This is a genomic window from Bacteriovorax stolpii, from assembly GCF_002872415.1.
GTDB classification, from domain to species: Bacteria; Bdellovibrionota; Bacteriovoracia; order Bacteriovoracales; family Bacteriovoracaceae; genus Bacteriovorax; species Bacteriovorax stolpii.
In genome coordinates, this window is the sequence record NZ_CP025704.1 from 2,494,979 (window position 1) to 2,519,484 (window position 24,506).

Here is a 24,506-nt window from a genome sequence, read left to right on the forward strand (position 1 = left end):
TTACGGTTTATACCAACAGCGAGGGCGTGCTCCAGGTCTGTTGGTATCATTACAATGACCAATTTTAGCATCAGTCTCTGAAGTTGCAACATTAGATCCAACAGTACATAAGGCCCCTTGATAAAGAGTATCAAAGCGGCATTGAGGTCTTGGGTAATTATTTGTGTTCGTGCCCTTCACGATGCGGTCGTCTGCGGCGTCGATACTTACAGGCGTTTTGGCATCTGGAAGATGATTTAAGAAATGTGCGAAGCTTAAACTTGCCAGCATAGTGCGGATACAAATCTTTAGCTCGCCCAGGTTTTTATAAACGAAGTTGCAATCCTTGATGACTTTCTCAGGAACGTTTTCGTTGATTGAAACATCTTCATTTTTTAATTCAGCATAATAGTTCTTTAGGCATTTTGAAGACGCCCAGTAATCGGCCTGTCCTTCAGCTGAAGGCCATCCATCATAAAGGAAAGTTCTCGGTGCTCCACCTAAATGGTGACCAAGTTCGTGGCAAACAACTAAGGCCAGAGAGTCTTTAGTCATTCCTTTGGCGCGGGCAATCCCACCGGCCACGTGAACAGTCCACGTGTCGACTTCGCGAGTGGCATAAGCGTTTACAGTGTCATCGTTCCAAGTCGCATTCATGACAAGTTGAAGGCCAGACTTTTCTAAAACCACTGGTGCATAAATTTTATGGAGAAGTCTCGTCACTGTATTAAAGTCATGCTCAGTCACACTTTCAAAGTCCTTCACACGCAGTGGAGGAATATGCAGATCGTTCTCAGGGACGACATTGGCCGCCATCGAAGGGCCTGAAAAGAGTGAAAGAATAAGGGCGAAAGACCACAGTTTTTTCATGGGCCGGAGTGTACTCAAAAGACAGCAAAAAGACTAACCTTTTTAAATGAAACTTATATTGCAAAACGCATGGCGCAATAGATACGCTAGACCTATGAAAACTCAAAAAATGCGCCTCTCAGTTGCCCTACTGGCACTGATTCTTACATCGGCACAGGCCTTTGCCCACTGCCCATCAAGCTACAAAGAAGAAAAAGTCTGCTTTATGCTGGAAAAAAACCTGCTGTATATTTACGACCATAAATTAGAACACAACGGTCCCTACAAAGATTTTGAAAAGGCCGACCTGGTGGCACTTAAGTCACCAAAAGGGCAAAAACTGGATTTTAAAAAGGTGGCCCGCGGGATTTATAAAATTGAATCAGCTGAAACACTAAAGAACATCACGGTTGAAGTTTCTTTAGATAAAAAGAAAAACGATATTAAGGTTTATCACGAATAAACCCAGACCCAGGACCATGGATGGCCAGATATTTATTTGTTCTTCTTCTCCTTACTGCACTCTTCCCTACACTTTTATTCGCAGGAATTCCTGGGATTGAGATCAAAGGCGTTCTTGAGCGCGAACTCAAAACAACTTATCTGCAAAGCTTAGAACAAAAATTCGGTGAATGCGGTGACAATCCTGAGTCATGCTTGTCTCTGCAAAATGGTGAATACCAGGTTCTCAATCTTCCTAAAAAAGAAATGTGCTTTCCTTACACCACTTGTGGCTTCTACAAGTGCATGGAAAACAAATACCAATGCGACAGTGTCGGAGTGAATTACTTTACAGAGCTTGCTCACCCAACTTGCAGCGCTTACGTTAAAAACATCGAAGATAAAAAATTTACGAAGGCCGGAGTTGAATGGATTTACACAGTGATGGTGTGTCTGCAAAAAGGATTAGTCGATGAATGTGAAGTCAAAGGAAACTGTCCGACGTCAGGTAATTTAAAAGAGCGCAAAAAAACCTGTGATCACATCACAGAGTTCACTCTTTCTTATCATCCGGGCTGTTACATCAATAGCGGCGTAGGCGTTTGTAAATTACCTCTTCAAGACAAAACAAATATCTGGAAAACTGTCAGCCCTTATCTGACTGCGCGCGAGAGACAAGAAGCGTATAAAGTGATTTTCCATTGCTTGAATCCCATCAAAAAATAATTCTTTACACTTACAAAAAAATATTGTTTCATGGCCCAAACTTTTTCTCAAGGACCTGCTATGAAACACATCACACTACTTGCTTTAACTGTTCTATCAACTTCAGCTTTCGCTGGAAACCTTTGCTCTAAATACGAAAGCTACCCTCGCTACATGAAAGCGATCGCTGCTGTTGCATCAAACCAAAATAAAACTCTGGAAGTTTTTTGTTCTAATCCAAGAGTGCTGGATATCGAAGCTCAACCAAGCAGAATCATCACTCGCGAAGGAGAAGTTATTCCTCACGTTCGCGTTCAAGAGCACTTCGATTATGACAGCTGCCTGTACATGGTCAATGAAACAGACTACAGCATCTCTCAGTCTCGCTGTTACTCAGGAATGTAATTATAAAGTACCTCTTACTTTTAATTGTTCCATTCACTCTCTTTGCAAAAGAAATCGATACCGATATCTCTCACCCGTTTTATCTTTTAAAACCGGGTGAGATTAAACTTCATGCTGAAACACGCTACTTTATGGAAGAGCATGAATATGAAAAGGCCAGTACCGTTCAGGACCTTTTTGAATATGAACACTGGTATTATAAAATTGAAAATGCTTACGGCCTGTCTAACGGCAGACTCATCGGCGGCTCACTTTCTTTTATTTCTAACGGAAGACTTTCAAAAAACTATGCACCGACATTAAACATCCCAGACAGCAGAGTTTCTTATCAAGGATTTCATGCTTTTGAACTTTATTACGAAGAACACTTCAAAGCTGACAGTGATAAAAACAAACTGGCCTTAAGAATAAAAGTGAAAGGTTCTCCATTAAAAGGAAAAGAATCCAACAACACTTACTCCGGTAAAGATCTCTCTTTAGGTTTTCTGTACTCTCACCGCCACGAAGACTGGCGCTTCTATGGTGATATCCATGCCGATATCATCGGCAGAGAAAAAACCTGGAAACAAAATGGAGAAAAAGAAACAGTTAATGCCTATTCGCAATTCGGAACACTTTTAGGGACCCAATGGCTGCTGGGAAAATGGTTTGTTGAAGGCAATGCTCTTTTTTACCTTACAACCGATTACAATTCACATAGTGCCTCTTACACCAGACTCACTGACAAAGGATTTATTGTTGGTGGAAAGTTTGCTCTTGGATATTTTTTATCAGAGCGCTCTTTCATGACTCTTGAGCATGTGAGAAAAGGCTCCAACTTCAACGTCATTACTGAATCAACCAATGATGCCACCGAGTTTGAAATTGAAACTCAATACAGTAAGCTGGGGGTTTCATGGTTTTTCTAAAATGGCTTATTCCTATTTTACTTATGTACCAAGTTGCCTTCGCTGAAGAAGAAAGAACACTTCAATTTGAAGACAAATCTTATTTGAAAGATGTGGGTAGCGATTTAATCAGTCCACTAACCACTCCGGCAAAATGGATTCTTCTTGGGGGAACGATTACCACTGGGATGATGTACATTACGAGAAAAGACATCACCTATAGAAAAAGAGAAAGCTTTCGCGAGGCAAAGCCTTTGGGTAAACTAGGCTTTATCGGTGATTATGTCGGATACGGGCTTTTAAACCTAGGCTACAGTTCATACTATCTTTGGCAGGGAAAATTTCACGATGACCCCAAGGCCCTAGAGCGCGCTGAACATATGTTAAGAGCAACAACTTATACTGTCGCACTGACGACTGCTCTAAAATACACCATCAGTGAAAAGCGGCCCGGTTATCCGGATGACCACCATTCCTTTCCTTCAGGTCACTCTTCTGCATCTTTTGCTTTTGCCTCAGTTGTGGCCCTTCAACATGGTTGGTTCTGGGGAGGAGTTGCCCACGGGGCAGCGGCCTTCATCGCTATCAGTCGCGCCAACGATGACTTTCACTACCTTCACGATATCACCGCCGGTATGACTATCGGAGCTTCTTTTGCGTGGGGTGTATACTACAACCTACAAAAAGGGAATCCCTACTGGCTGACACTGGTTCCAGTACCTAAAGGCGCGGGCCTTGCCATGGGATTAGATTTCTAGATTTTTTTCATCTTATTAAAAAGCGGCATCTTCAGTTCTGTGGGTAGAACACCTGCATTGATATTAACTTGAATGCTGGCAAAAAGAAGACGTGGGGCCTTTAGAGTTTTATCGCGGGCCTCGCGGAAAGTTACATACTCTTCTCTTGATGTTTCTTTTCTCAATTGAGTATTGTGCATTTTTGACTGGCCAATAGTTGTCTCAAAACGAAGGTCTCTACCGTTTGGCTGATAATCATGACCTACAAACACAATTGTATCGTCTGGCAGAGAATAAAGATTTTCATGAACTGAGGTATATAAATCCTGTGCACTTCCATCAGGGAAATCGCATCTTCCAGTTCCCGAATCTTCAATAAAAAGAGCGTCACCAGTAAAAACCATATTATTAATATGAAAACTCATACATGCTGGCGTGTGACCAGGAGTAGGAATAGCGTGAATTTTAATTGATCCTGCAGAGAACTCTTCATGATTTTTAATTAACTTATCAAACTGTGAACCATTGGTTTTAAAATCATCTCCAAAATGAAAGACATCCTTAAAAGACTTCTGCACTTTTTGAATGTTTTCACTTATCGCAATTTTAATATGAGGAAAGTAATCTTTAAGCTCTTGTGAGCTCGACAAATGATCTGCGTGAGCGTGAGTCTCAAGACAATAATGAGGATTAAGTTTGTGCTCTCTAATAAAATCCAGGATCAATTTCAGACTGTTATTTTCAATCGCACCAGAGGCCGGGTCATAATCTAAAACAGGGTCAATAATCACTGCATCTTTGGTGTTATGATCATAGACGATATAAGTAAGAGTAAATGTGTCTTTATCAAAAAAGTGCTGAACGTTCATAATCCCTCATTAGGTTAAGAGCAAAATATTTTATTCAAAGACAAAATTAGCTTTTGTATTTTTTTATCAGAAATGCTGTACATTGAAAAGTTTCCCTCTTTACGCGACATAAGGAGACCTTCTTTTTGCAGACGGATAAGAAATTGCGAAGTCTGAGACTGAGATAAATCACTCTTTTGCATAATCTCTCCCACACTTTTTTCCCCATCCATTAAAAGACAAAGAATCAACAGTCTTTGTGGATGAGAAAGCGCCTTGAGTATGTCTGCCACCTCCACACTCTTTTGTTTTAAATCGACGTTTTTTTTCATATTAAAACCTTTTGTCCTATGGCCATAAAAGAATACAGAACGACTAGGGTAAAGACAACTCTTCGGCCTAATTCACTCCATTTAGCTGGTATTTTACCCATTATTTTTTTGACAACTAAAGACGCGAGCACTGTGCCGATAAAAAGAAAAAAAATATCTATTCCTCTGACTCCTCCACTTCCTTTTTTTAACAACTGCATTACAAACGAAGAAAGAGAGATCAGGAAAATGAGAAGCAAGCTGCTAGGGAGGGCCTCTTCATAGCTCAGGTGAAAAAAGTTGATCAAAAGAGGAATGATCAACACTCCTCCCCCAAGTCCTGTAAGCGTCGTCAAGGCCCCAAAAACGATACCTGAAAAAATAACCGGCCAAAACGTTTTAACTTCAACACCTGGTTTTGCAGAACTTTTCTTCTTCCATACACTCCAGAGTCCATAAAGACTGATAAGCCCCAGTAAAGAAGCCGTAACCAAGTCCCCGACATAAGGTTTAATTTGTAGGGCCATTGCCGTCCCTAAAAAACTGCTCGCAAAAAGTCCTGACACTATTTTATTATCGGCCTTTTGTCCGCCCCCGATATGGCCTCCAAGGTAATTAATCCCTGAAGCAATCATGACAACGATTAAAGAAAGGAAAGTGGCTTCATTTAAAGAGACATGAAGTCCGGTTAAAAAAAGAGGAATGGCAATCAATGCCCCGCCTGCCCCAGTCAGACCTAGAACCAACCCCGTCAATAAACCAATAAGTGTTAAAATCATGATGTTCTCCTGCCTTGACAATATTATTATATTATAATATCGTTATATTGTCAAAGGAGGTCTTATGTTGGCATTAATAGGTGGAATGATGATTGGGCTGGCCGCGGCCATGCTCTTACTGACCAATGGCCGGATAATGGGTGTAAGCGGAATCGTGGGCAACCTCATTTCCCCTTCTTCTTTAAAAGAGAAAAAATGGAGAATCATCTTTCTCTTAGGGCTCTTCACTGGCGCCTTTTTAGTCAGAGAGTTCTTGCCCTCTTCATTATCGTTTTCGACTTCTCTGAAATATTGGGACTACGCCTTAGCGGGTCTTCTCGTCGGTGTAGGGACAACGATGGGCAGTGGCTGTACTTCCGGTCACGGAGTCTGCGGGATCTCCCGCTTTAGTCCGCGCTCTATTATCGCAACTTGTACCTTTATTGCTTTTGGAGTCCTGGGATTTTTCCTCTCTAAAATTATTCATGGAGGTTTCTAATGAAGGCCTATCTTGCAGCTTTCCTGGCCGGCGCTCTCTTTGCCTTAGGTCTTGGGGTTTCAGGTATGACTCGTCCGGATATCGTCCAAGGTTTCTTAGATCCTTTTGGCAACTGGAATCCAAGTCTGATTGGGGTTATGGTCGGAGCTATTTTGGTTTTTTCCATTGCCTATCGCCTGATTACCAAACGACCTAAACCTTTATGGAGCGAAGCTTTTAGTCTGCCGACAAAAAAAGACATCGACTCCCGACTTATTCTTGGTGCTACCGTTTTTGGACTCGGCTGGGGATGGGCCGGAATTTGTCCAGGACCAGGACTGGTGTCGCTTGTTAGTGGCCATGGGGAATTTTTTATTTTTGTCGCGGCCATGCTTATTGGGATGCGACTGTATATGTGGATTGAAAAGAATTGGTTAAGTTAAGAGTATTGAGATGACGGGAGGATCTACTTAAGGTTATAGTTTTTCTATGGAATACATGAACGTTTTTTTAGAAGAATTAATCCAAAAATACTCCTCTGACAAAAAAGGCGCTCAGGCCAGCTATATACCTGAACTGGCCAAAGTGAATCCTGATTATTTCGGAATTGCTGTCGTCACAGTTGATGGTGATGTTTATTCTGCCGGAGACATTGAACAAAACTTCACTCTACAATCGGCCTCAAAACCTTTTGTCTATGGCATGGCCTTAGAAGAGCACGGCAGAGAGTTCATCAGGGCCCGCGTAGGAGTTGAGCCAAGTGGTGAAGCCTTTAACTCCATCGTCGAACTGGAAAAAAACACTCATAGGCCATACAATCCGATGATTAACTCTGGGGCGATTGCCATCAGTAGTTATATTCAGGATAAAGATAAAATCAAAAGATTAGAGCGCGTGCTCAATCTCTTTGGCGATTATGTCAATCACCCAGTAAGTGTGGATGAAGCCGTTTTTCAGTCAGAGAAAAAAACTGCTCACCGCAACCGCTCTATCGCTCACCTGCTTCGCCACTTTGATGTCATTGGTGATGACATCGAAGAGTCATTAGATCTTTATTTCAAACAGTGTTCGGTTTTAATTAATACAGTTGATTTGGCGACAATGGCGGCGACTCTTGCTAATAACGGAGTTCAGCCTAAAAGCCAAAAGCAAGTGATCAAAGAAGAATACGTCAGTGATATGTTAAGCCTGATGTTTACCTGTGGGATGTATGATACAGCAGGTGAATGGGCCTACACAGTCGGGCTTCCGGCCAAAAGTGGTGTGAGTGGATGTATCCTGGCCGTGGTTCCTGGAAAAATGGGAATTGCTGCTTACTCTCCACTTATTGATCAGCACGGGCATTCTGTTCGCTCAGTCAACGCGATTAAAGATTTAGTCAAAAAATACAATTTAAGCATTTTTAAATCATAAGAGGATCGTCCATGGATCAGGTCAGGCTTCCCATTGAGAAAATTGAATACTTCATTCAGCATGAATCATTTGTTGTTTTAGTTGTCGCTCTTTTGTTTGGATGGATTTTTTATAAGCTTTTCTTAAAACGCATTTCCGAAAAAAGACATACGACACTGAGAAGACGTTTTATGAAAACCGGCCTCTACCTGGTGTTGGCCATTGTGCTTGCACTCTTGCACTGGGGGCTGATCCAGGCCACATGGACAGATTACTTCACTGTTAAAGTCGCCAACTACATAGGTTTAGTTTCTTTCCTCATTTTAGTTACGGTGCTTATCCGCTGCGCTCAAATCTATGTTTACCTCTACCTCTTCCTGGCCAATATGAGTCAAGGGGTTCCAAGGCTCATCGCCAATCTCTTCACTCTACTTTTTTCTACCTTTGTCGTGAGCTGGATTGCTGCTGATGTTTTTGGTTTTAACCTGGCCACAGTTCTTGCGACTTCTGCCATCTTCACTATCGTTCTCGGTCTTGCTCTTCAGGATACATTAGGAAACTTGTTTTCCGGTGTGGCCTTGCAAATTGAAAGACCTTTCCAACTCGGAGACTGGGTTGAAGTCCATAACTCTGATGACAAGTGGGTTGGACAAATTCAGGAGATCACCTGGAGAGCAACCTCTCTTTTAGGTTTTGGTGACGAGCTGATTGTGATTCCAAACAAGACCATTGCTCAAAGTCAGTTGCTCATTTTTTCTGACAGAAATAAACCGGCCCGTTTTTCACAGGCCTTCCGCTTCCGCTTTGATGTGGATATCTTAAAAGCAAAAGCGGCCATTTTGGAAGGTATCAAAGCTGTACCTGAAATCCTTGAAGACCCAGAGCCTCGCGTTTTAGTGTTGGAAGTGACAGAATCGTGGGTGTCGATGAAAGTCTTTTATTCAGTAACTGACTACGGACGCAAATACCGCGTGGGAGACCTGGTGGTGAGCAATGTCCTGGAGTCTATCAAACGCAAGAGACTGACACTGGCAACCCCGGTTTTAAGCCTTTTTCGAGAGGAAGAGGACCACGATTAAGCCCCTCTATTTATAGGCAGTTTGACCTGGGTTTGGTTCACTGTTAAAATTTAGGTATGAGTATCGCGGTAATCGACCAAGGTGCTGAGCTGTTCTGGTTTGTGAGCAATGCTCTTTTACAGGATGAGCTTCCCTTAAAGCACTTAAAAACAACGTCTGCTGGTGAACAGTTCATTCTTCAAGAGCTTCCGGCCATTGTTGTTTTAAACGGAGACGACTCCTCTATTCAACCCGAAAAATTCATTGGAAAAATCAGAAACCATGTTTTTGCCAGAAACACGATGTTCATCGTAGTGACGGCCGATACTTCTCTTGAGTTTAAAAAATCATTAATCATCGCCGGTGCAGGTCAGATTCTTTACCGCGGACGCGGCTACACTCCTTCACCTAAATTTTTTAGAAACTTAATCAAATGGTTTTTAAATTTAAAAACACCCGATCCTCAGGTGATCGAATATAAACCAGTTGAATTTTTAGCTGATGGAGAATTCTCCACGTTCGGACGCATCGGATGGCTTTCAGCGGCCCAGTGTTATATTGAAGTCAACCTGGACTTAAATCCCGGGCAAACGATTGAGATGAGAAATCCTCTCTTTGATGAATTGGACATTAAAGATGTCAAGTTGACGATCATCGATAAAAACACCATTGGTCGCTATTATCAATACGCTAACGGGTACCTTTGTAAGATTGAATCGAAAAAATCAAATGCTGATAAAAAGAAGCTGCTCGCTTTTATAGAAAGCAATCAGGAAATTTCAAAATATAAACCGGTCAAAGTTGTTTATTACGAGCAAAACGTCAACAACCGTGAAGCAATTAAAGGGATGATTAAACTCGACCAGCGCTACTGTGCGCGTGGGTTTGCCAACCTGGATAATTTTCTAGATGAACTCAACTATCAGCTTCCTCACCTCATCCTCATTGACCGACAGATGATTGAGGCCAATCGCTCTAAGTTTGAACCATTGAAAAAATTCCTGCAAAGTCATTTCTGTTACTGCGTAACGTACGACAATGAAGGGAAGACCGATCTGGAAAAATACAAAAAAGATTTTGAGTTTGCGATGCACGTGCCTCGTGGAATTGAAAGTAAACTACTTGAATCCATGGTGCAGAAGCTCGATGAAAAAATGCTCGCCAATCATATGGAAGATAGCGCTGGGAAAATTTTCTTTAACAAGTACTCTGCCTATAGCCGTATGAGCCTGCATTCTCACTGCCGCGTCAGCGAACTGGCCATCACCGGAGTCGGAGTTTATCTTCCTTTTGCCATGTCATCTTACTGTGCTTTTGAAATCACTTCTCAAGGCTTCACTCACCTGGGAATGAATCGCATGCAGTACTTTAGAAGTTTCATCAACAAAAAGAGCTCTGCTGACATCTACCATCAATGTATCTTTATGGGGCAAACTGTTTCGGATAACGAAATGATCAAAACCGCAGTAGAAAAAATCAAGACTTCCAGTTTTGAAGAATGGAAACTGAACTCTGCGCGATAAGACCCCTGATAAGACAAAGACCAGACAAATAAAGCTTAAGTTGCCTTAAACCTCTTCCTGGAAGATGATCATGAATATGAAAACAATCATTCTTTGTTCATTTCTTTTTTCACATTCACTTTTTGCCTGGGACTCTTCTTCTTTTAAGATGCCTATAAAAGCAGAACTAAAAAAGAAACTCACTCCCATTCAATATGAAGTCACACAAGAAGAAGGGACCGAGCGCCCTTTTAAAAATGAGTTTCACGATAGTAAAAAAGAAGGCATCTACGTCGACATAGTTTCAGGAGAGCCGCTTTTTAGTTCACTGGATAAATTTGATTCAGGAACAGGCTGGCCGAGTTTTTCTCGTCCGCTAGTCAAAGAAAATCTCATTGAAAAAAAAGAAAATAGCTTATTTCTTGGTGCACGCACCGAAGTCAGAAGTAAACACGCCAACTCTCACTTAGGTCACGTCTTCGATGATGGCCCGGCCCCTACAGGACTTCGCTACTGTATGAATTCAGCTGCGATGAAATTTATCCCTAAAGAAAAATTAAAAGAGTCTGGCTACGGTGAGTTTGAAGGGCTTTTTTCGCGTAAGTAAGCGACATAAAGATTTTCCACTTTCGTTCTTGCCCAAGGAGTTTTCCTAAGGAAGGTCAGGCTAGATTTCACGCTCGGGTTGCTCTTAAAACAATTGATATCAATTAGCTGAGACAATTCTTCGAAGCCGTAGAACTCTACTAGTTCTGTAACGATCGCCTCTAATGTTTTTCCGTGAAGTGGATTGGTGTTATTTGCCATGTAATTGATCCAAAAGGGCCTCGAGCATTTTCTTTAAACTCTCCTGCTCCCCTCTAATGCGCGCGACTTGAACGCCGCCTTGAAGAGTCGTGAGAAATAAATCTGCGGCCAGTGTGCTATCTATTGTCTTTTTAATTGTTCCTTCTTTTTTTCCCTGCTCAATCGTTTCTACCAGCCAATCGCGGATTAAGAAATGAAATTGCTGAAGTTTCTTTTTCATCTTCGGCGAAACAGAATAAAAATCAGAAGTAAAAGATCCTACCGGACAAATCATATTGTGTTTAGCAGAGAGTGAACAAAATCCTTTAACCATCTTCTCCAGTTTTACTTTTGAAGGAAGCTCCTGCACTTTTTTTGCCCAGGTTTTGTGCCCCTCTTCGTAGTCTTCCAATAAAGCTATTCCCATGTCTTCTTTAGAAGAGAAGTAATAATGAAGGCTCGCTTTCTTGATCCCAAGAGAGTCGGCAATGGTCTGAAAGCTAAAGCCGTTAAACCCCAGTGTTTGCAGGTATTCTTTAGCTAAATTCAGGGCCTCGGTCTTTGTATTGTTGCTTTTAGCATTCATAAGGTGTATTCTACCTACCGGTAGGTAAAAAGTCAAAGTCTAATCATTTAAGGAAGATAAAGTATGAAAACCACAACAATGAGACCCGTCGCTATCATCGCAGGATCAAGAACTCCTTTTACAAAGTCTTTCTCGCACTACTCGAGAACAACGAACCTAGAACTCATCACGGCCACACTCAAAGACCTGGTCAAAAAAACAAAACTAGAAGGCGTGCAGCTTGGTGACGTTGCTACTGGTGCTGTTATGAAAAACGCTGAAGACTGGAACATGACCAGAGAAGCGGTTTTAAAATCGGGCCTTCACCCTCACACTCCGGGATATGATGTTCAACGTGCATGTGGAACAGGGTTGGAAACAGCAGCGCAAATCGCTCTTAAAATTGCTTCAGGACAAATTGAGGCCGGAATCGCTGGTGGAACAGACACTAACAGTGACATTCAGGGCGTGTTCTCACATAAATTCTCATGGCTCATGATGGAGCTGCAAAAAGCAAAAACGATTCCTGAGAAATTTAAAATCATCTCGCAAATTAACCCAAAACTTCTTCTGCCTATTTTCCCGGCCGTTAAGGAGCCACAAACAGGTTTATCAATGGGTCAGCATACTGAGCTTATGGTTCAGGAGTGGAAAATCTCTCAAGCAGAACAAGACAAGCTTGCGTACGAGTCTCACCAAAAAGCGGCCCGCGCTTATGAAGCTGGCTTTCACCAGGATTTATTATTTGAGTTTAAAGGATTAAAAAAAGATTCAATACTAAGACCTGATACGACGATTGAAAAACTAGCAAAACTAAAACCTGCTTTTGATTTCACAGGAAAAGGAACACTGACTGCTGGGAACTCGACAGCTCTAACAGACGGAGCTTCTGCTGTTCTACTTGGAAGTGAAGATTTCGCCGACAAACACAAGCTTCCTATCCTTGCCTACTTTGTTGATGCTGAGTACTCGGCAGTAGACTTCGTTAAAGGTGAAGGGCTTTTAATGGCACCAACATTTGCTGTTAAAAGACTATTAGAAAGAAATAATTTAAAACTTCAGGATTTTGATTTTTACGAAATCCATGAAGCCTTTGCCGGACAAGTTCTGTGTACACTAAAAGCTTGGGAGTCTCCTGAGTACTGTAAAAAAATGGGACTGGATCAACCAATGGGATCAATCGATAGAAATAAGCTTAACGTTAATGGCGGAAGTTTAGCCCTAGGTCACCCTTTTGCGGCAACAGGTGGAAGAATCATCGCTTCACTAGCTAAAGCACTTGCACAAAAAGGAAGTGGACGCGGCTTAATTTCAATCTGTACTGCTGGTGGTATGGGAGTCGCGGCGATCATAGAGAGACCATAAGTCAGACCATAAGAAGTTATTATGAAAAAACACCTACCAAAACTCATCGCCTTCTTAAGTAGCTTTGCTCCCGCTCTGGCCGCTAAGATTGCGCTTAAAATGTTTGCCACTCCCACGAGAATCCCTCGCCCGGAGTCGGAAATGGCGGTGTATGGGACTTCTAAAAAATATCTTCTCTCAAATGGGATTGCTGCCTTTGAATGGGGCAATCCCACTGCTCCTCTGGTCATGCTCATCCACGGATGGAATGGCAGAGGAACTCAAATCGGGGCCTTCTCTCCCCGCCTGGTTGAGCTGGGTTTCAGAGTTGTCGCTCTCGACGGACCTGGGCACGGAATTTCTCCCGATGGCCCTAACAAAATGACCAACCCTGGCCACTACGCAAAGTTTATTATTGATGCCCAAAAAGAATTAGCTCCCGAAGGAGCTCACGCGGTGATCGCTCACTCTTTTGGTGGAGGATGCTCAGTCCTTGCGGCCAAGAGAGGATTTAAAGTTAAAGGCATGGTGCTTGTCGGGACGCCAAACTTTTATGAAAGAGTCGTTACATTCTTTGGAAAAAGTTTTGGATTAAATGACAAAGGCCTCGAGCATTTTTTTGCTCTCGTTACAAAAGTTGCGGGCCTAAAACCAAGTGAACTCATCACCGGAGAGATCGGAAACACTCTGAATCTTCCCTGTTTAGTCGTCCACGATAAAGACGATAATGCTGTCGCCATTGCCGCCGGAGAAAGCATCCACCAGCAATGGAAAGGCTCAAAAATCCTTATCACAGAGGGGCTCGGCCACCGCCGCATCCTAAAAGATCCCAAAGTCATAGCGGAAGTTTGCGATTTTATTAAAGCGATTCCTTAAGACGCAATTGATTATTTGGTAGGGGCGTGATAACACTCTCCCCTATGAAAAATTTTAATTTAAGCGATGTTATTGAGAGCATTTCGTTACTTGAACATGTGGCAAACAATTCAGAAATCCTGACAGAGCTTAGTCACGAGCAAAGAATTGCTTTATTCAAAGCATGCGGAGCAATCTCTAAACCAGATAAAAAAGAAATCGCCAAAAGAAATAAAGACGTAAAAATCTTTAAGCAAAAACAATTAGTCGAACAAAATAGACTTAAGCGTGCCATGACAGGAATCAGAAGTGCGCGCGAGAACTCTGTCTTCGTGGCCCCTGAACAGCTTTTACTAGACAGCAACAAGGCCTACGAAGAAGCACCAGAACTAGATAGCCCAAGAAACTGTTACGTGTGTAAGGTTGAATTCACTAAACTTCACTTCTTCTACGATACTATGTGCAAGGAGTGTGGAGACTTCAACTACCACAAGCGTTTCCAGACTACAGACCTGACAGGGCAAGTTGCGCTCATCACGGGATCGCGTTTAAAAATTGGTTACCATGCCGTTCTCATGATGCTTAGATCTGGAGCAACAGTTATTGCTACGACTCGCTTTCCCGTTGATTCAGCAATGAGATACGCCAAAGAAAAAGATTACAACGACTGGAAAGACAGGCTGCACATTCACGGTCTGGATCTTCGCCACTCGCCTTCTGTGGAAATTTTTGCAAGTTACATCGAACAAAAATTCCCACGCCTGGATATCTTAATCAATAACGCTGCTCAAACAGTAAGACGCCCTCCGGGGTTTTACGCCCATTTAATGGAGCAAGAGCAATTGAACTTCCACGATATCAATCCAGAAGCTCAAAGGCTTTTAAAGAACCACCAGGACTTTAAAACGGAACTTAACCAACTGACTTACGGAAGTGCTCCTTCAAGTGAACATGCTCTGCCGGTTACCTGGCACGGAGAAGGTCCGGGAGTTGGAATCAGAGCTTCGGCAGAACTCTCTCAAGTTCCTTACAGCTTTGATAACTCACTTGTGGCCGAAGAAGTATTCCCGGAAGGAAAGCTGGATGCTGATCTTCAGCAAGTTGATCTTCGTACAACAAATAGCTGGAGACTTCGCTTAGGAGAAATCCAAACTCCAGAAATGCTGGAAGTTCAATTAGTAAACGCTGTTGCGCCTTTCATCCTTTGTAACCGCCTGGTGCACATGATGAGACGCGATTACACTGGTAAAAAACATATTGTTAACGTCACAGCGATGGAAGGAAAGTTCTATCGTTTCAAAAAAGAAGACCGCCACCCGCATACAAATATGGCGAAGGCCGCTCTTAATATGATGACTCATACGTCAGCGTCTGACTTTGCTAAAGACGGTATTTTCATGAATGCTGTTGATACTGGTTGGGTGACTGATGAAGACCCGGCACAAATCTCTGAGTACAAACAAAAGGTTCACGACTTCCAGCCGCCTTTAGACATCGTTGATGGGGCCGCGAGAATTTGTGACCCGTTTATTGACGGGATTAATTCAGGGAAACACTGGTGTGGGCAGTTCTTAAAAGACTATAAGCCTATTGATTGGTAGATCGCCATCTCAATGACAAAACACGTATTAGAAACTTCCTTATCAAGGTAGATCTTCCCGTTATGATCTTCGATAATCCCCTTAGAGATCGAAAGCCCAAGGCCCGTTCCCTTCCCTACCTCCTTCGTGGTAAAAAACGGCTGCATGATATTGTTGGCAACGCTGTCTGGAATTCCCATTCCGCTGTCGATGACTTTTATCAAAATTTTTTCAGAGCCAATCATTTCAAATTTCACTTCAATCCATTTCTCGTCCAGTTTCTCAACGGCATCAAAAGCATTACTTAAAAGATTTAAAACCACCTGAACGATCTGGGACTCGCGGCAATTGATCTGCACATCTGGGATCGAATCGATTTTTAACGAGACCGGACTGGTCCTGAATTTCTCTCGGCAAATTTCAATCGTATGCTCGATCACATCCTTGACCTGAGTCGGAACAAAAGGGTCTTGCTCATTAGTGCGAGAAAAGGCCTTAAGACTTTTAACAATCTTGGCGATTCGCTCTGTCGTTTGTCCAATCTTATCCAAAGATGTTTTAAATGCTTCAGGGTCATATTGATTTGAATCGATACTCTTTATCATCAAATTCACTCGACCAGAAATAATCGCCAACGGATTGTTAATCTCATGGGCAATCCCTCCGGCCATCTCTCCCAACGAAGTAAGTTTGGCGTTTTGCACGGCCACTTTTCTTTGCTCTTCCAGGTCATTTAAGGCCTTAAGCGAGCGGATTAAAAAATTTAAAGCGAAAACGAAAAGAACAATAAAGCTGATGATGTAGATTGCGCACTTCGTGTACCATCCCGCCATGTACTGGCTTTTTGAGAGGGCCGTTATAACAAAAAAATCATAATCACCGACACGTCTTGCACTGGTGATGCGAGTCACTCCATCAATGCGCGATTTTCTCTCAGCAAAAACAGCGCGCTTATTATGATAAAACAATTCACGGATCATATCCTGATTTTGCAGAGGAAAACCTATAAACTTTTCGACCCATGGATAACGAGAATAAAGAAGATTGTCGATGCCATTGATAGTAATGGCCGAATCAGGAAGTAAGTTAAGTTCAGAATAAAACTTGCTGAAATAAATTAGAGGCACACCTGCGGCCACGATTCCAGCAAACTGATTGTTTTTATCCAGGATCTTGCGGCTTAATATAATAACTAAGCGGCCAGTCTCACGGCTTACTAGTGGTTTAGAGAAAACAAGCTTATTTTCAACACTGGAAAATTGCTTGTAGAAATAATCCCGGTCCCCTAGATTGAATTTGCTGTTAATTTTAAAGCGAACTCTATCACGCCCATCCTTTCCGACAACAAAAACATTTTGAGCTTCAGGAATGAAACGTTTTTTTTCGATCAGGATTTTTGATAAATCTTCTGTCTTCCAGTCTTCAATTGAATTGCGACTCTTCAACAACTCAATCGTGTTTAAGAGTACCATATCAACTTTTTTAAAAGTACTTTCAATCTGAGTCTGAAAGGCCTGATTTAAATTGTCTGCATCAGAGCGGGCCCTTTTGATTTCATAAAAATACGAAAGGCCGAGTTCGACGGCCACTCCAATGAGCAAAAGAGCTGAGACAAAACAAAAGAGGAAAATGATTCTTTTGTATTGGGATTTTTTTAATAACCGACTAATTTCTTTCAAAGAGCACTGATTCCATCATTATTGCTAATAATGAAAAATGTTATCACAGAATCATTTTCTACAAATGCAAAAAGATAAAATAAGGTAATCAAACGACCGCGGATTAATTGCTTCGTCTGCATGCCGTGCAAGATTTTATTTCTTTTTAATCGCCTCAAGAGGGTATTTCCATGGTCTCATCGCCAGGAGTATCCCAATATCGTGGGCCTCATTGTCATCTTTTTCTACAACGCGCGACTCTTCCTGGATCTCAGCGACAAGCTTATCGAATTTCTTCTTAAACTTAGCTAAAGAAACCGGCCCGAAAGAATTGGTAGAGAAACGAATGTAATCACCTTCTTCATTAAAATCATAATTAAGAAAATTATTTTTCGTCTGCAAGAACAGAGTTCTCCCCACGGCACCATCACGGCGAAAACGCAAAGTCCCCGCTTTATTTTTTAACTTCACTCGATCGCGCGGGTGAAGTTCAATGAGATTGATTTTATCCAGAAGAAGTAAATGTTTTTTAGATTCGTTCGCCGAAATATCAAATTCTCTTTCTATCTTCTGTGGAGTCATCCCATCATTGAGCATAATGAAATAATGTAGAAGTCTCGGATTTTCTGCCAATACTTTTTCATGTTCTTTTGAAAGTGTGTGCCCTGAAATCTCCTCTTCAAAATTAGCGTTCTTGCAAATCTCAGCGAAACTTAAATCACAAGCACGGCAAATTTCTTCAATCCTCTCAAGGCTAATAGATTTATCAGCAAGAATGCGTTTTACACTGGACTCACTGAGATCAAGAGACTGAGCAAGATCTTTATAAATAATATTTTTGGCCTTCAGCGCTCGCTTAAGAGCATTGAGGAACTGATCAATCTGAGACACTGGCACTCTCCTTTGTAAAAGACTTCCACGCTTAGGCTAAAAGTATCACATTGTAATACTTTACTCAAGAGTATTGAGAAAAGTCCTAAAAAGGGCGATGATGCCTTTAACAGGAGGAGATCTATGCTAGAACAATTCTTGAAAAAATTACTAGACGGCAACTGCAAGTTTTACAGTTTTAAAGAACAAATGGATTTTGAGCTGGAACAAGAGCTCAGAAGAGAGAGAAATTTAAGCTGTGCTTTTACAATCTTTTAACTTGTAAAAAGTCCCTTAAAAGACCATCCATCTCATTGAGCTGTTTGAGTGAGATTTCGTAAATGATTTTCTTTAACTGCCCTTCATTCTGTTTAAGTTCGTTAATCTGACCATTGATAAGCGAACTTAAACGGTCTATTTCGTTAGAGATGGCCAGGCGATAATTTTTAGAGGACTTGAGTTCGTTGGCGACAATACTCATGTATTCATCGTTTTCGCGTTTTTGTTCGTGAGAAGCACTTAAGGAATTCTCTAATTGATCGAGAATTTCCACATTCTGAATAGCAATCGCTGTGACTTCGGCCAGGAATTTTAACAAATCGACTTCCTCTTCACTCGCTTCGTGCTCTGCCGCCCAGTAATTCCCAATAGCTCCGATAGGACTGTCCACATTAATAGGAACCATCACCAAGCTTTTAACAAATGTCGGGCTGTAGGTATTAATAGGAATGCGTGGATCTTTATAAATATCCTTAATCACCGTGTGGCTCTTATTGAGCATGGCCCAACCACTGATACAATCTTCTATAGGAAAACGTTTTCCCTTCCATAAAGGACCAATGGCATCTTCATCAACGTAATAACACTTATCAACATCTTTTAGAATAAATGTAGCGCCATCTGCGGCGGTAAGTTTTCTGCCTGCATGCCTAATGATCTCAATAATTGCTTGCACACTTCTAGTGCGCGATAATTTCAAAATCACATCCATTAAATAATCTGATTGCATAGTATTCATTGCCCAAGAACTCCTGGCTCGCATCAATAAAAAAAACTATTCACATAGGCATATTGGTACTATTGAACTATCATTTTTCATCTTTATAAAGAGTAGAAATAAATCTTTAGAATAAATTTATGTTGGAATAGGTAAGCACGAAAAATCCTTGATTTGCCTACGGATGTCAGAGAATATATCTTGAGGATTTTATGAGACTAAAGACCCTATTTTTCATTCTGCCTATGGTGATAACGTTTTTTGGCTGTTCCAGCTTAAAGAAGATTGTTGAGCCACCCAAAGTTGAGCTTCAAGACGTAAGGATTACAAACCTTTCTTTTCTTAACCTAGACCTGGACGTAGTCCTGGAAGTAGAAAATCCAAACAATATCGATTTTGATGTCAAAAATTTAAAATATACTCTGGATATCAATTCAAAAACTATCACCACCGGAACTTATACAAAAAAAGTTTTGGTCAAATCCAAAACAAAAACCCTGGTCTCTCTTCCTCTGAAGCTGGCCTATAAAGATATTTTAGATTCGGCCGTGCTCTTTATCAAAAAAGAAGGCATGCCTTACAAGATTCAAGGAAGTGCAGAAATAGGACCTTTCACTATTCCTTTTAATGATACTGGGACTTTAAAATCTTCGGATCTCTAGCAGGTGTGAGCTCTTCATACTTATAAACGATGATCTCGCCTTTTTTGTTATCCAGAGCTTCTTTTGGACTCTCTCCTTGATGATGGCCCCACTCTTCCAAGCGAGGCTCATCAAAAAGCATATATTCATCACCCCAGATGTGGCCGTCTTCTTCCGGAATTTCCTCCACGACCTCTTCTGCCAGAATACTCTTTCTATTAATAAAATAAAAAAGCATCGCGCTGAAGATACCAGCGAAATATCCTAAGAAGTGGCTAAGATAACTCACCTCTGGTTTGAAACTATCGGGTACAAAAAGAACAATAGTGACAGCAATCACTTTGAGCACTCTTCTTCCTTTTGATTCTCGCCTGTCAACTAACCATGAAAGAGCAAGCCATGCTCCCCCCATCCAGTTCACCACACCCGAAACACCAACCAAAGAGACATGGGCGGGCATAGTTGAAAGGACAACGAGGTTAACAAGACCTCCGGCAAAAAAACCAAAAAATGGAAAAAAAGAAAAACCAAAATACGCGATCAAAAAATATGAGAACGGAAAAAATAAAAAAAGATTTCCTAAAATGTGTGAGAGATCAGCGTGCGCGAAAAGTGTAGTCCAGGCACGCCACCACTCATGTTTTGTGAAAACTTGCTCACCCGTGGCCGACATCCAAAGAGGGGCATTGAAGAAGTCGTTGATGTAAATGAAGCTGGTTGCCAGCAATAGTGACATTAAAAGAAGAGTTGGATTAAGACCGTCTCTCTTTGGATTTTTCGTCAGCCAGTTTTCTTTAATATAGGTTTTAACTTCCATGACCATAAGATGGAGTTGTTTTTTTTCAGTGCAAGGGTAAGTGAATTATTTTTTTTCTTTTTTTGCAGTTACTTAGCAGATACCAGATCGTGCTTGCGTCCGAAAACCGCTAGTAACATTTGTGTGTCCATAATATAATAAAGCACATGACGGACTTATCTCAAAAAGACTATAAGAAAATCATCCAGCGCCGTGACCCTCGTTACGATGGACGATTTTACTTCGGAGTGAAAACAACTCACATTTATTGCCGTCCTGTCTGTCCAGCAAGGCCAAAACCAGAAAACATTGTGATCTTTAAAAGTGCTTCAGAGGCAGAAAAGGCGGGCTACAGGCCGTGCAAGCGCTGTCATCCCGATCTTGCTCCAGGAAGTAAACTTCTGGAAGGAACGACTGTTAGCGTGGGAAGAGCTTTGCGCTTAATTGACGAGGCCATCACTGCGTCTTCAGATGAAGAACTTAGTGTACAAACTCTCGCTGAAAAGTTGGGAATGAGCGACCGACACCTTAGAAGACTTTTTGAAGAACACTTGGGAGCTTCTCCGATTGAAATTATAACTACAAAAAAATTACACTTTGCCCGCTTATTAGTCATGGAGACTCAAAGCCCACTCGCAGAGATTGCTCTTGCCGCTGGTTTTAAATCTGTCCGTCGCTTTAATGAAGCCTTTAAAGAATTCTACTCTCTGGCACCAAGTGATTTAAGAAAAGAGCATGCGGAAAAAATACCTAAAGACCAAATCATCCTACACCTTGCAATCAGGGCCCCGTATGACTGGACCTCTCTTATGGCCTTTTTAGGACGACACGAAACCTATGGGCTGGAAGAAGTTCACCCGGATTATTTCCTACGCTATATCCCCCATGGCAAAGGTTATGGGACACTTAAAGTGAGTTATGAGGCCCGTCAATCAAAGCTCAAGCTGGAATTGACCAATATCCCTTTGATCATGGTGCGCTCTTTAATAAGCAGCTTAAAATCGCTCTTTGATATTGAACACAATCCCAACGATCTGCCAAAAAGCAAAGCTCTGAACGCCAATGGAATCAGGATTCCTGGGGCCTTTGATAATTATGAAACCGCAGTCTCTATTATACTGGGCCAACTAGTCTCTACGGTCCAGGCCAAAGCAAAAATGAAGGAGCTGGTTTTAAAATACGGGAAAAAAATTTCTAAAAAAGCAGACCCCAAAGATGTCTACCTCTTCCCGACTCCTGCTCTTTTAAAAGAGGCAAGGCTTGAAGAATTAGGGATGACTCGCCATAAGGCCAATGCCATTAGAGAACTCTCTCGCCTGGTGGAAAGTACAGAAATAGTGATCTCAAAAACCTCTGATCTCGAAGAGACCAGAAAAAAACTGCTCGCAATCAAGGGCATCGGTCCATGGACAGTAGAAATGATCGCTATGAGATGTATGGGAGACACTAACGCCTATCCAAAAAAAGACCTGATCATCGCCCGTGCCATTGAATCGGGTCTGGCCCAGGAAGAAGAATGGTCATCTTCCAAGGCCTATCTCACACATATTCTCTGGCGCGAATACGGAAAATCCCTCTTGAAAACCAGCTTAAAGTAAAATTTATTAAATGCTTTGTAAGGCTAATGATAGTTTTCTTATCCTAACAGAATCCTCATTCACAAATAATCACAAAAAAATCTTCTGCGATAACCGCGAATTGGTCATTCAATATTAAGATATCATCAAGTATCTTTTTGCTTACCTTTAGACCTCATGTCCCCTGTGGAACACTTGAAAACGTCTTGAATCTTCTTAATACAATATTGAGTTTGAAAACATATGGTTGTGTGAGAAATCTTTATACGCAAAAAAACTTGATCGACTTTAAAGGTGCACACGAGAATGCAATTTAATGGAGAATTAACCAATTCATACAAGATGTCGAAATTGACTATTGATTCAATGGTCGATCACGCCGTCTATATTCTCGACACCAAAGGAATTATCCTTTCTTCTAACAGCGGAGCTGAGAGATTGATGGGACTCAAGCACAGTGAAGCTATAAAAACCCATATCGCCCGCTTTTACACGATGGATGATATCGAAAAAAATCATCCAGAGCACGATTTAAAACAGGCCTTTAGTTTTGGACGAATCGAAGAAGAAGGCTGGAGGGTAAGAAAAAATGGAACATCCTTTTGGGCCAACTTTGTCATCAGCAGGCTCGACGACTCTCAAGGTGCCCACATCGGCTTCTCAGTGATCACCCGAGACCTGACTAAAAAGAAAGATCGCGAAGAAGCTCTAAAACAATCACAAAGCATGGCCCTTAAGGCCCTCAAACTAAAAACTCAATTTATCGCAGACATCAGTCATGAAATCAGGACTCCTCTTGGAGCAATCCTGGGGTTTGCTGAGTTTTTACAAAAAGATGACGTCTCAGAAGACGACCGTCAAAGATACCTGGATATCATATTAAAAAATGGAAAAAACCTTCACCATTTAATTAACGATATCCTCGACCTCTCTAAAGTTGAGGCCGGAAGAATCGATATCCAGATGAGGACATTTGATCTGGATCTTTTGATTGCAGAAGTCATTGAGCTCTTTCATGCCGAGTGCTTAAAAAAAGATATCTTCCTCACTTATGAACCCAATCACCTTTTCATCGACAATGTCACCAGCGATCCAGGTAGACTTCAGCAGGTGCTTATCAACCTGGTTGGAAATGCCGTGAAGTTCACTGATGAAGGTGGCATCACGATTAAAGTGGAAAAAGGACAACAAAAAAATCAATTAAAAATATTAATTCAAGACACTGGTATGGGAATGAATGAAGAAGAAGCTTCACGCATTTTCCAGCCTTATGTCCAGGCGGATAAATGCCAAAGCAGAGCGCGTACTGGTACAGGTTTAGGCCTTATTCTTTCGCGAAAAATTGCCGAAGCCTTAGGAGGCGACGTGGAACTTGTTCATTCAGAATTTACACTTGGAAGCACTTTTGGAATCAGCTTTACTGATTACCCTAGTCTTAGAACCTCCAACAAACCTAAACAGGTTCAGAAAACCGACAGGTCGCTTAAATCCAAATCAATCCTGATTGTCGATGACTCTATCGACAACCTGGAAATCATTAAGCTCTTTTTAAGTTCATACGGCGGCGATGCTGATGTGGCCTCAGATGGAAATGAAGCCCTTTATAAAATTAAAGAAAAACATTATGACGTCATTCTTATGGATATCGAAATGCCAATGATGAATGGCTTTCAGGTCATCGAGAAACTGCGATCGATGGAAGTGGAAACTCCAGTAATCGCCCTGACGGCACATGCGATGCCCGAAGACAGACTAAAAACAAAAAACGCCGGTTTTTTTGATCACGTGACTAAGCCTATCGACTTTACCTATCTGGTTGAGGCCATCGAAAACGTTTAAATCATGCGTTCAAATTGAGCACGCCACTCGTGGTTTAAGGATGGGATGGTCAAAATTTCTTTCACCCGCTCGATGTCTTTTTTATCGCTGAAGTACAATTCAATAAACTCAGTGATTGAAAAACGAATCTGATCCTGCTCTAACAACTCTAACGTGTCACCTTCTTTGATCATCCCTTCTTTGAGCACCCGGAAGTAAACTCCGGGGCGACCAAAGCTCATAAAACTTTTGATCATTGAAGGGTCGTTAAACTTTATCCCTAATTTAAAACAAGGAAAGCGCGGTTGTGTGACCTGAACTTCTGCTTCACCTAATCGGTAAATGCTTCCGATATAAATACTTTTCTCATCTAAAGTTTCCATGCACAGGTTTTCACCAAAGGCCCCTGGTTCATAGGTGTGTTCCGGGCGAAATTTCTTCCATTCAATGTAGGAATCATAAGGATAGGCATAAAGCGCTTTATCTAGGCCGCCGTGAACTTTGAGATCGGCCTGCTCATCACCCTCTAATTTAAGCGATAAAAGCTTCAAAGGTCCTTTGACTTGCTCTTTAAAAAAGCCCGTTTCCACGGGCCTTCCTCTATGCTCAACTTTTTTTACTTTACCGATTTGAATAGTTAAAATTTTCATAGATAAAGTGTAGTGTTTT

The 24,506-nt window shown here is 41.6% G+C and carries 29 protein-coding genes; 18 read left to right on the forward strand and 11 right to left on the reverse strand.

What is annotated here, in order from left to right; all coding sequences use genetic code 11:
* Positions 1–849 (reverse strand): M48 family metalloprotease, encoded by an 849-nt coding sequence (locus C0V70_RS12240; RefSeq protein WP_102244148.1) that lies wholly within the window; start codon positions 847–849, stop codon positions 1–3.
* Between the two features lie 46 nt (positions 850–895).
* On the opposite strand from C0V70_RS12240, the gene C0V70_RS12245 reads away from it, so the two are divergent.
* The 5 genes from C0V70_RS12245 (at position 896) to C0V70_RS12265 (ending at position 4,024) form a co-directional block, all read left to right on the forward strand.
* Positions 896–1,291, forward strand: coding sequence for a hypothetical protein (locus C0V70_RS12245; protein WP_133566615.1), 396 nt, complete (start codon positions 896–898; stop codon positions 1,289–1,291).
* A 20-nt stretch (positions 1,292–1,311) separates the two neighbouring features.
* Positions 1,312–1,995, forward strand: coding sequence for a hypothetical protein (locus C0V70_RS12250; protein WP_102244150.1), 684 nt, complete (start codon positions 1,312–1,314; stop codon positions 1,993–1,995).
* Between the two features lie 60 nt (positions 1,996–2,055).
* Positions 2,056–2,379: a hypothetical protein gene (locus C0V70_RS12255; RefSeq protein ID WP_102244151.1), complete on the forward strand. Its 324-nt coding sequence runs from the start codon at positions 2,056–2,058 to the stop codon at positions 2,377–2,379.
* A gap of 131 nt (positions 2,380–2,510) precedes the next feature.
* Positions 2,511–3,287, forward strand: coding sequence for a hypothetical protein (locus tag C0V70_RS12260; protein ID WP_102244152.1), 777 nt, complete (start codon positions 2,511–2,513; stop codon positions 3,285–3,287).
* On the forward strand, positions 3,275–4,024 hold the full coding sequence (locus tag C0V70_RS12265) for a phosphatase PAP2 family protein (protein ID WP_102244153.1): 750 nt from the start codon (positions 3,275–3,277) through the stop codon (positions 4,022–4,024). The genes C0V70_RS12260 and C0V70_RS12265 overlap by 13 nt, the downstream gene beginning before the upstream one ends.
* Here C0V70_RS12265 and C0V70_RS12270 read toward each other — a convergent pair.
* From C0V70_RS12270 to C0V70_RS12280, 3 genes are read right to left on the reverse strand one after another with little or no spacing between them, the layout of a single operon-like run.
* Positions 4,021–4,872, reverse strand: a complete 852-nt coding sequence (locus C0V70_RS12270) for an MBL fold metallo-hydrolase (RefSeq protein ID WP_102244154.1) — start codon at positions 4,870–4,872, stop codon at positions 4,021–4,023. The two genes, C0V70_RS12265 and C0V70_RS12270, sit on opposite strands and share 4 nt — an antisense overlap.
* A 14-nt stretch (positions 4,873–4,886) precedes the next feature.
* Positions 4,887–5,183 carry an ArsR/SmtB family transcription factor gene (locus C0V70_RS19400; RefSeq protein WP_102244155.1) on the reverse strand — a complete coding sequence of 99 codons (297 nt, stop codon included), beginning with the start codon at positions 5,181–5,183 and terminating at the stop codon, positions 4,887–4,889.
* Complete coding sequence (locus C0V70_RS12280; protein ID WP_102244156.1) at positions 5,180–5,941, reverse strand: TSUP family transporter; 762 nt, start codon at positions 5,939–5,941, stop codon at positions 5,180–5,182. Before C0V70_RS12280 ends, C0V70_RS19400 begins: the two co-directional genes overlap by 4 nt.
* 64 nt (positions 5,942–6,005) lie before the next feature.
* Here C0V70_RS12280 and C0V70_RS12285 point away from each other — a divergent pair, with 64 nt between their 5' ends.
* The 6 genes from C0V70_RS12285 to msrB all read left to right on the forward strand — a co-directional run bounded on the left by C0V70_RS12285 (position 6,006) and on the right by msrB (position 10,957).
* A complete protein-coding gene (locus C0V70_RS12285) occupies positions 6,006–6,419 on the forward strand; it encodes a YeeE/YedE family protein (protein ID WP_208107741.1) in 414 nt (137 codons plus the stop codon).
* Positions 6,419–6,841: a DUF6691 family protein gene (locus tag C0V70_RS12290; RefSeq protein ID WP_102244158.1), complete on the forward strand. Its 423-nt coding sequence runs from the start codon at positions 6,419–6,421 to the stop codon at positions 6,839–6,841. The genes C0V70_RS12285 and C0V70_RS12290 overlap by 1 nt, the downstream gene beginning before the upstream one ends.
* 46 nt (positions 6,842–6,887) lie before the next feature.
* A complete protein-coding gene (gene glsA, locus C0V70_RS12295) occupies positions 6,888–7,811 on the forward strand; it encodes a glutaminase A (RefSeq protein ID WP_102244159.1) in 924 nt (307 codons plus the stop codon).
* Positions 7,812–7,822: 11 nt separating this feature from the next.
* Entirely contained in the window at positions 7,823–8,869 is a 1,047-nt protein-coding gene (locus tag C0V70_RS12300) for a mechanosensitive ion channel family protein (RefSeq protein ID WP_102244160.1), read from the forward strand.
* A 56-nt stretch (positions 8,870–8,925) separates the two neighbouring features.
* Entirely contained in the window at positions 8,926–10,371 is a 1,446-nt protein-coding gene (locus tag C0V70_RS12305; RefSeq protein WP_102244161.1) for a hypothetical protein, read from the forward strand.
* 70 nt (positions 10,372–10,441) lie between these two features.
* Positions 10,442–10,957, forward strand: a complete 516-nt coding sequence (gene msrB, locus C0V70_RS12310; protein WP_166637334.1) for a peptide-methionine (R)-S-oxide reductase MsrB — start codon at positions 10,442–10,444, stop codon at positions 10,955–10,957.
* Here the strand turns inward: msrB and C0V70_RS12315 are convergent.
* Together C0V70_RS12315 and C0V70_RS12320 are read right to left on the reverse strand one after the other, a co-directional pair.
* Positions 10,921–11,157 carry a VF530 family protein gene (locus C0V70_RS12315; RefSeq protein WP_102244163.1) on the reverse strand — a complete coding sequence of 79 codons (237 nt, stop codon included), beginning with the start codon at positions 11,155–11,157 and terminating at the stop codon, positions 10,921–10,923. The two genes, msrB and C0V70_RS12315, sit on opposite strands and share 37 nt — an antisense overlap.
* Positions 11,147–11,722 carry a TetR/AcrR family transcriptional regulator gene (locus tag C0V70_RS12320; RefSeq protein ID WP_102244164.1) on the reverse strand — a complete coding sequence of 192 codons (576 nt, stop codon included), beginning with the start codon at positions 11,720–11,722 and terminating at the stop codon, positions 11,147–11,149. The genes C0V70_RS12315 and C0V70_RS12320 overlap by 11 nt, the downstream gene beginning before the upstream one ends.
* A 63-nt stretch (positions 11,723–11,785) precedes the next feature.
* Between C0V70_RS12320 and C0V70_RS12325 the strand changes: the two genes are divergently transcribed.
* From C0V70_RS12325 to C0V70_RS12335, 3 genes are read left to right on the forward strand one after another with little or no spacing between them, the layout of a single operon-like run.
* Positions 11,786–13,066 carry an acetyl-CoA C-acetyltransferase gene (locus C0V70_RS12325; protein WP_102244165.1) on the forward strand — a complete coding sequence of 427 codons (1,281 nt, stop codon included), beginning with the start codon at positions 11,786–11,788 and terminating at the stop codon, positions 13,064–13,066.
* Positions 13,067–13,087: 21 nt separating this feature from the next.
* Positions 13,088–13,921 carry an alpha/beta fold hydrolase gene (locus C0V70_RS12330; protein ID WP_102244166.1) on the forward strand — a complete coding sequence of 278 codons (834 nt, stop codon included), beginning with the start codon at positions 13,088–13,090 and terminating at the stop codon, positions 13,919–13,921.
* A 44-nt stretch (positions 13,922–13,965) separates the two neighbouring features.
* Positions 13,966–15,501: an SDR family NAD(P)-dependent oxidoreductase gene (locus C0V70_RS12335; RefSeq protein WP_102244167.1), complete on the forward strand. Its 1,536-nt coding sequence runs from the start codon at positions 13,966–13,968 to the stop codon at positions 15,499–15,501.
* On the opposite strand, the gene C0V70_RS12340 is transcribed toward C0V70_RS12335, so the two are convergent.
* On the reverse strand, positions 15,480–17,159 hold the full coding sequence (locus C0V70_RS12340) for a sensor histidine kinase (protein ID WP_102244168.1): 1,680 nt from the start codon (positions 17,157–17,159) through the stop codon (positions 15,480–15,482). The genes C0V70_RS12335 and C0V70_RS12340 overlap by 22 nt on opposite strands.
* Positions 17,160–17,294: 135 nt before the next feature.
* On the reverse strand, positions 17,295–18,029 hold the full coding sequence (locus tag C0V70_RS12345; RefSeq protein WP_158649667.1) for a helix-turn-helix domain-containing protein: 735 nt from the start codon (positions 18,027–18,029) through the stop codon (positions 17,295–17,297).
* A gap of 123 nt (positions 18,030–18,152) precedes the next feature.
* Between C0V70_RS12345 and C0V70_RS19290 the strand changes: the two genes are divergently transcribed.
* A complete protein-coding gene (locus C0V70_RS19290) occupies positions 18,153–18,287 on the forward strand; it encodes a hypothetical protein (protein WP_272868936.1) in 135 nt (44 codons plus the stop codon).
* Here the strand turns inward: C0V70_RS19290 and C0V70_RS12350 are convergent.
* Positions 18,274–19,026 carry a GAF domain-containing protein gene (locus tag C0V70_RS12350; RefSeq protein WP_158649668.1) on the reverse strand — a complete coding sequence of 251 codons (753 nt, stop codon included), beginning with the start codon at positions 19,024–19,026 and terminating at the stop codon, positions 18,274–18,276. The genes C0V70_RS19290 and C0V70_RS12350 overlap by 14 nt on opposite strands.
* 191 nt (positions 19,027–19,217) lie before the next feature.
* On the opposite strand from C0V70_RS12350, the gene C0V70_RS12355 reads away from it, so the two are divergent.
* Positions 19,218–19,667 (forward strand): LEA/WHy family protein, encoded by a 450-nt coding sequence (locus tag C0V70_RS12355; RefSeq protein ID WP_102244171.1) that lies wholly within the window; start codon positions 19,218–19,220, stop codon positions 19,665–19,667.
* Here C0V70_RS12355 and C0V70_RS12360 read toward each other — a convergent pair.
* Positions 19,630–20,463: a rhomboid family intramembrane serine protease gene (locus tag C0V70_RS12360; protein ID WP_158649669.1), complete on the reverse strand. Its 834-nt coding sequence runs from the start codon at positions 20,461–20,463 to the stop codon at positions 19,630–19,632. The genes C0V70_RS12355 and C0V70_RS12360 overlap by 38 nt on opposite strands.
* Before the next feature lie 146 nt (positions 20,464–20,609).
* On the opposite strand from C0V70_RS12360, the gene C0V70_RS12365 reads away from it, so the two are divergent.
* Together C0V70_RS12365 and C0V70_RS12370 are read left to right on the forward strand one after the other, a co-directional pair.
* A complete protein-coding gene (locus C0V70_RS12365; RefSeq protein WP_102244173.1) occupies positions 20,610–22,040 on the forward strand; it encodes a DNA-3-methyladenine glycosylase 2 family protein in 1,431 nt (476 codons plus the stop codon).
* Between the two features lie 321 nt (positions 22,041–22,361).
* Entirely contained in the window at positions 22,362–23,858 is a 1,497-nt protein-coding gene (locus C0V70_RS12370) for an ATP-binding response regulator (protein ID WP_158649670.1), read from the forward strand.
* Here C0V70_RS12370 and C0V70_RS12375 read toward each other — a convergent pair.
* Positions 23,855–24,487 (reverse strand): MOSC domain-containing protein, encoded by a 633-nt coding sequence (locus C0V70_RS12375; protein ID WP_133566613.1) that lies wholly within the window; start codon positions 24,485–24,487, stop codon positions 23,855–23,857. The genes C0V70_RS12370 and C0V70_RS12375 overlap by 4 nt on opposite strands.
* Positions 24,488–24,506 lie beyond the last annotated feature (19 nt).